Here is a 6,652-nt window from a genome sequence, read left to right on the forward strand (position 1 = left end):
TGGTTCCACTTCAGCGTCGGCCCGAAGCTGTGCCGCACCCCTCCGGATGGCCCGCGGTCAGGCGGCGACCAGCACCTCGGCCGGCTCCAGGGCCAGCTTCAGCACCTCCCGGACGTCCGAGACCGGGTGGACGGTGAGCCGCTCCAGCACCTCGGCCGGGACGTCGTCCAGGTCGGCCTCGTTCCGCTTGGGGATGATCACCGCGGTGACCCCGGCGCGGTCGGCGGCGAGCAGCTTCTGCTTCACCCCGCCGATCGGCAGCACCCGCCCGGTCAGCGACACCTCCCCGGTCATCGCCACGTCCGTCCGCACCTTGCGGCCGGAGAGCAGCGAGGCCAGCGCCGTGGTCATGGTGATGCCGGCGCTCGGCCCGTCCTTGGGGACGGCCCCCGCGGGGACGTGCAGGTGCACGCCGCGGTCCCGCAGCGAGGTGACCGGCAGCTCCAGCTCGGCGCCGCGCGAGCGGAGGAAGGAGAGCGCGATGTGCGCGGACTCCTTCATCACGTCGCCCAGCTGGCCGGTCAGGGTGAGCCCGGTCCCGCCGGTCTCCGCGTCGGCGAGCGAGGCCTCGATGTAGAGGACGTCGCCGCCGGCGCCCGTCACCGCCAGGCCGGTCGCCACCCCGGGAACGGCGGTGCGCCGCTCGGCCGGCTCCTGGGCCGCCTCGGGGACGTGGTGCGGCCGGCCGATCAGGGCCCGCAGCTCGCCGGCACCGATCTCCGCGGGCAGCTCGCGCTCGCCGAGCTCGGCCTGGGCGGCGACCTTGCGCAGCACCCGGGCGATCGAGCGTTCGAGGTTCCGGACGCCGGCCTCGCGGGTGTACTCGCCGGCCAGCCTGCGCAGCGCCTCCTCGTCGACCACGGCCTCGCCGTCCTTCAGGCCCGCCTTCTCCAGCTGGCGCGGGAGCAGGTGGTCGCGGGCGATGACGACCTTCTCGTCCTCGGTGTAGCCGTCGAGCCGGACCAGCTCCATCCGGTCGAGCAGCGGCTCGGGGATGGCCTCCAGCACGTTGGCGGTCGCCAGGAAGACCACGTCGGAGAGGTCGAGCTCGACCTCCAGGTAGTGGTCCCGGAAGGTGTGGTTCTGCGCCGGGTCGAGCACCTCCAGCAGGGCGGCCGCCGGGTCGCCCCGGTAGTCGGAGCCCACCTTGTCGATCTCGTCCAGCAGGACGACCGGGTTCATCGAGCCGGCCTCCTTGATCGCCCGGACCAGCCGGCCGGGCAGCGCACCGACGTAGGTGCGCCGGTGGCCGCGGATCTCCGCCTCGTCCCGGACGCCGCCGAGCGCGACCCGGACGAAGGTGCGGCCCATGGCGCGGGCCACCGACTCGCCGAGCGAGGTCTTGCCGACGCCGGGCGGGCCGACCAGCGCGAGCACCGCGCCGCCCCGGCGGCCGCCGACCAGTCCGAGCCCCTGCTCGGCCCGGCGCTTGCGCACCGCGAGGTACTCGACGATGCGGTCCTTCACGTCGGCCAGGCCGGCGTGGTCGGCGTCCAGCACCGCGCGGGCGCCGGCGATGTCGTAGGCGTCCTCGGTCCGCTCGTTCCAGGGCAGCTCCAGGACGGTGTCCAGCCAGGTCCGGATCCAGGAGCCCTCGGGCGACTGGTCGGAGGCGCGCTCCAGCTTGTCGACCTCCTTCAGCGCGGCCTCGCGGACCTTCTCCGGCAGGTCGGCGGCCTCGACCCGGGCGCGGTAGTCGCCCTCCTCGTCGGCCGGGTCGCCGTTCAGCTCGGCCAGCTCCTTGCGGACGGCCTCCAGCTGGCGGCGGAGCAGGAACTCCTTCTGCTGCTTGGCCACGCCCTCCTCGACGTCCTTGCGGATGGTGTCGTTGACCTCCTCCTCGGCGAGGTGGTCGCGCAGCAGGCCGAGGGCGTACTCCAGCCGGGCCACCTGGTCGGCCTCCAGCAGCACCTTGAGCTTCTGCTCCGCGGTGGCGAAGGGCGCGTAGCCGATGTTGTCCGCCAGCTCGCCGACGCCCTCGATCTGGGCCACCCGGTCGACGATCTGCCAGGCGCCGCGCTTGCGCAGCCACTGGGTGGAGAGCGTCTTGTACTCCTTGACCAGCTCGGCGGCCCGCCCGGCCACCGGGGTGCCGGCCGGGGACTCCCGGAACGGCGTGGTCTCCACCCAGAGGGCGGCGCCGGGCCCGGTGGTGCCGACGCCGATCCGGACCCGGCGCACGGCGCGGACCAGCGCGGCCGGGTCGCCGTCGGCCAGCCGGCCGACCTGCTCGACGGTGGCGAGGGTGCCGACCGCCGCGTACGAGCCGTCCACCCGCGGGACCAGCAGGACCTGGGGCTTGCCGGCGCCGGCCGCGGCGCGCGCGGCCTCGACCGCGGCCCGCACCTCGGTGTCCTTCAGGTCCAGCGGGACGACCATGCCCGGGAGCACGACCTCGTCGTCGAGCGGCAGCACGGGCAGGGTGAGCGGTGTGGACGTCGATGCCATGATCTCTCCCCAGTCAGTGAAGTTGAGTTGCCCTGACTAAGGTTTCGCGAGCGCCGGATGTTCCCCGGGATCTGTTCGCCATGAGCGAACACGGAGGGCCGCAGACGGGCCTGTCAAAAACGCCCCGGGAAGGTCACATCCGGTCGAGCACGGCCGCCCCGCCGGAGGCGGACGCCGGTGCGGAGGAAGGGGAGGAGGAAGGGGAGGAGGAAGGGGAGGAGGAAGGGGACGGCGACGCCGGCTCGCGACGGCGCGACCGGCGGTCCGGCCCGCCCCGCAGCCAGCGCCAGAGCGCCACCCCGGCCAGCAGGGCCACCGGGTGGCCGATGCCGGTGACCAGGTCCTGGTCGGTGGCGTACTGGTCGGCCAGCAGCGCCCCCGCCCCGCCGAGCGCCAGCAGCCGGCCGCGCCACGGGAGCAGCCCGGCCAGCGCGCCGAGGCTGGCCAGCACGCCGTAGCTGACGCCGATGTCCAGGTGGTCCATCGCCTCGGACTCCAGCCGCCCGGTCTCCACGCAGAGGATGACGACCGACTGGGAGAGCACCGTGGCACCGATGTGCCCGGCCGCGAAGACCGCCGCCGCCCGGCCCGCCCCGACCCGGCGCTCCAGCGGGGCGACGGTGAAGGCGAAGGCCCAGAGGTACGGCATCCAGATCGTCCCGGCCACCCAGAAGCCGCTGAACAGCAGCGCACGCAGCGGGTGGTGCAACAGGTTGTGCCCGTCCGAGCTGGACGCCTCCTGGAGGCGCAGCACCAGCCCGGGGTCGGCCAGCTTGGCGAACGTGGTGGTGGCGCAGACCACCGCGAGGTAGCCGAGCGCGAAGGGGTTGCGCCGGGGTGTCGGCACCCGGGCCAGCAGCCAGTCGACCACCGCGGCCCGCAGGCCGTACCGCAGCAGCCCGTACGGGGGTCCGGCACCGGGGGCCGGACGCGGACCGGGGCCGGCGCCGGGCCGCGGCCCGTCCCGCCCGGAACCCGTCCGCAGCCCCGCCATGCCGCCTCCGCTCCAGACCCGCAGCAACCGGCTGTTGTCCGGTGCCCAAGGTACCGGCGCGCGCCGGAATTCCCACCCCCGTGATTCTTGTCGTGACCACGGTACGTCGGGCTCCTGGGAGTCTGCTGGGAAATCCCCGTGAAGACCGGTGAACGCCAGGACACCGGAACTCCCGGCTTTGGTCCGTACCTACCCTCCGCTTACGCACGAGTAGCCCCTCTGACCGGCGGCTCCGCACCAACTGGAGCGCATACGTACCGTTACGGAGTGAAAAATCGCCGGGTAAGGTATCGGCCCGTGCCCACTCGTGAGTGGGCCGGAGGGCGGCCCGACAAGCGGCCCACGGGCCGGAATTGTCCGGTCCACCTGCCGGAAAGCACCCGCGGTCCGTACGCTGCGACATGTGCGTGAACCGTGGGCGGTCCACACCTGCCCTCCGGCTCACGCACGCACGACGGGACGGCGGACCCGGCACAGTCCACGACGGAACAAGACTACGAGCGGAGCCCCTGCCATCCCCACAGGTGGCCGGCCCGCAGCCCTGGGGGCGGTGGCGTGACCGTGACAGAAATTCAGCAGGACAACCAGAACAGCGGCGCGGTGAGCAGCCAGCGCAGAGTGCTGGTGGTGGAGGACGAGCCCACGATCGCCGAGTCGATCGCCGCCCGTCTGGGCGCGGAGGGCTTCAAGGTCGCCGTGGCCCACGACGGCCCGGGCGCCGTCGACGGCTTCCACACCTGGCAGCCCGACCTGGTCGTGCTCGACATCATGCTGCCCGGCTTCGACGGCCTCGAGGTGTGCCGCCGGATCCAGGCACAGCGCCCGGTGCCGGTGCTGATGCTGACCGCGCGCGACGACGAGACGGACCTGCTGGTCGGCCTCGGCGTCGGCGCCGACGACTACATGACCAAGCCCTTCTCCATGCGCGAGCTGGCGGCCCGGGTCAACGTGCTGCTGCGCCGCGTCGAGCGCGCCCAGCAGGCCGCCCGCACGCCCGCGCTCGGCTCGCTGCGCTTCGGCGAGCTGGAGATCGACCACGTGCAGCGCCGGGTCCGGCTGGCCTCGGGCGACGTCCACCTGACGCCGACCGAGTTCGACCTGCTCGCCTGCCTGGCCGCCCAGCCGCGCGCGGTCCTCACCCGCGAGCAGCTGCTGGCCGAGGTCTGGGACTGGACGGACGCGTCCGGCACCCGCACCGTCGACAGCCACGTCAAGGCACTGCGGCGGAAGATCGGCGCCAGCTGGATCCGCACCGTGCACGGCGTCGGCTACGCACTGGAGGCCCCGCTCTCCTAGCGGCGCCTCGGGCGACGGGCCTCCGGGGGGCCCGTGTCCCGAACCGCCGTGCCCACCCCGCGGGGACCACCGCGCGGGGACCACAGCACGCGGGGGATCTCAGGGGAGCAATGACCTTTCCACAGCAACGCAACGGGGACGCCGAAGGCACCCGGCGGCCCACGCTGGCCGCCCGCGCCGCCCGCCGGGTCTGGGCCGACATCCGGCCGCTCGACCCGGTCCGCTCGATCAAGGGCAAGCTCGCCCTCCTGGTGATCGTCTCGGTCTTCCTGGCCACCGGCATGGTCGTGGTGGCGATCCGGTCCGAGACGCAGATCCGGATCATCATGGTGTTCTCCATGATCGCCTCGCTGCTCTTCATGCAGTTCCTCGCGCACGGGCTGACCGCCCCGCTGCGCGACATGACCGCCGCCGCCCGCGCGATGGCCTCCGGCGACTACAGCCGCCGGGTCGAGGTGAACTCGCGCGACGAGATCGGCGAGCTGGCGGCCACCTTCAACCAGATGGCGGCCGATCTGGAGGCCGCCGACCGGCACCGCCGCGAGCTGGTCGCCAACGTCTCGCACGAGCTGCGCACGCCCATCGCCGCGCTGCGCGCCGTGCTGGAGAACGTGGTCGACGGTGTGGTCCAGCCGAACCCGGCGACCCTGGGTGCGGCACTGGAACAGACCGAGCGGCTGGGCCGGCTGGTCACCCACCTGCTCGACCTCTCCAAGATCGACGACGGCGTGGTCGACCTGGACGCCCGCCCCTTCGAGGTGCGCGAGTTCCTGGACGGCGTGCTGCGCGGGGTGACCGTGGACGGCGCGACGGCCGGCGGGGCGTTCTCCCGGCGCGGGGACGTCCGGCTGGCCCTGGAGGTCAGCCCGGCCGGCCTGACCGGCGTGGCGGACCCGGAACGGCTCCACCAGGTGGTCGCCAACCTGGTCGACAACGCCTGCAAGCACTCCCCGCCCGGCGGCACCGTGACGGTCCGCGCCCGGCCCGGGGAAGGACCGGGCGCACTGCTGCTGGAGGTCGAGGACGAGGGTCCCGGCATCCCGCCGGCCGACCGCAGCCGGGTCTTCGAGCGGTTCAGCCGCAGCGGCACCGCCACCGCCCAGGGGCCCGGCGCCGACGGCGGCACCGGCCTGGGGCTGGCCATCGCCCGCTGGGCGGTGGACCTGCACGGCGGACGGATCGCGGTCGCCGAGGCCGCCCGCGGCTGCCGGATCGAGGTCCGGCTGCCCGGCCCGCGCTGAGCGCGCCGCCCGGTGCCGGCGACGACGGCACCGGGCGCAGCCGCGGTCGCGGTCGCAGTCACAGTCGCAGTCGAACGAGCTCCGCCCGTATGTCACAGAAGCGACACAGACGTATACGGATCTCGGCAAGAGGTTTTGTCCGTTTTTGCCCGGGTATGGGACTCGATCAGGCGCGATCGGTTCCCTTCCCCAGCGACTTTCTAACGCACATTTTCAGCCAAACTGCAGGTCAGGACTGTGATCTGGGCGACGCCTGAGCCCTGGGGACTGCGCGATCACTGGTCAGGGGCGTAGCCTTAATCCCCGCTGTCCAAACATCCCAAAAGGAAGCGGAAGAGGGCGGTTGCCGCCGTGTCGCAGTCCCAAGAACCCCCGAACAGCTCGGCTAGCTCCACTGGCTTCGGCCCCAATGAGTGGCTCGTCGACGAGATCTACCAGCAGTACCTCCAGGACCCGAACTCGGTCGACCGAGCCTGGTGGGACTTTTTCGCCGACTACAAGCCCGGTACCGAGGTGACTTCAGTGACCCAGGCCGCGACCCAGGTCGGCCCCACGCCGACCCCCGTTGCCGCCCCCGCGCCCGCCGCTGCCGTTCCGGCCGCAGCCCCCGCCGCCCCGGCCGCGCCCGCGCCGGCCCCCGCGGCTCCGGCTGCCCCCGCCGCCCCGGCCCCGC

The 6,652-nt window shown here is 73.4% G+C and carries 5 protein-coding genes; 3 read left to right on the forward strand and 2 right to left on the reverse strand.

Translation table 11 applies throughout. From position 1 onward, the window contains the following. Positions 1-57 precede the first annotated feature (57 nt). On the reverse strand, positions 58-2,448 hold the full coding sequence (gene lon, locus ABZ885_RS32835; protein WP_360196817.1) for an endopeptidase La: 2,391 nt from the start codon (positions 2,446-2,448) through the stop codon (positions 58-60). Between the two features lie 133 nt (positions 2,449-2,581). Continuing rightward, on the reverse strand, positions 2,582-3,442 hold the full coding sequence (locus tag ABZ885_RS32840) for a rhomboid-like protein (RefSeq protein ID WP_360196820.1): 861 nt from the start codon (positions 3,440-3,442) through the stop codon (positions 2,582-2,584). 561 nt (positions 3,443-4,003) lie between these two features. Here ABZ885_RS32840 and ABZ885_RS32845 point away from each other — a divergent pair. The 3 genes from ABZ885_RS32845 to ABZ885_RS32855 all read left to right on the forward strand — a co-directional run. Then, complete coding sequence (locus ABZ885_RS32845; protein ID WP_360196823.1) at positions 4,004-4,738, forward strand: response regulator transcription factor; 735 nt, start codon at positions 4,004-4,006, stop codon at positions 4,736-4,738. Between the two features lie 110 nt (positions 4,739-4,848). After that, complete coding sequence (locus ABZ885_RS32850; RefSeq protein WP_360196826.1) at positions 4,849-5,979, forward strand: ATP-binding protein; 1,131 nt, start codon at positions 4,849-4,851, stop codon at positions 5,977-5,979. Between the two features lie 351 nt (positions 5,980-6,330). Continuing rightward, a partial coding sequence (locus ABZ885_RS32855; protein WP_360196829.1) for a hypothetical protein occupies positions 6,331-6,652 on the forward strand: 322 nt, incomplete at its 3' end.

The organism is Kitasatospora sp. NPDC047058 (genome assembly GCF_040643935.1).
GTDB lineage: Bacteria > Actinomycetota > Actinomycetes > Streptomycetales > Streptomycetaceae > Kitasatospora.

Coding starts and splice junctions, on each gene's coding strand:
- ABZ885_RS32850 (WP_360196826.1), top strand. CDS start 4,849: ATGACCTTTCCACAGCAACGCAACGGGGACGCCGAAGGCACCCGGCGG.
- lon (WP_360196817.1), bottom strand. CDS start 2,448: ATGGCATCGACGTCCACACCGCTCACCCTGCCCGTGCTGCCGCTCGAC.
- ABZ885_RS32840 (WP_360196820.1), bottom strand. CDS start 3,442: ATGGCGGGGCTGCGGACGGGTTCCGGGCGGGACGGGCCGCGGCCCGGC.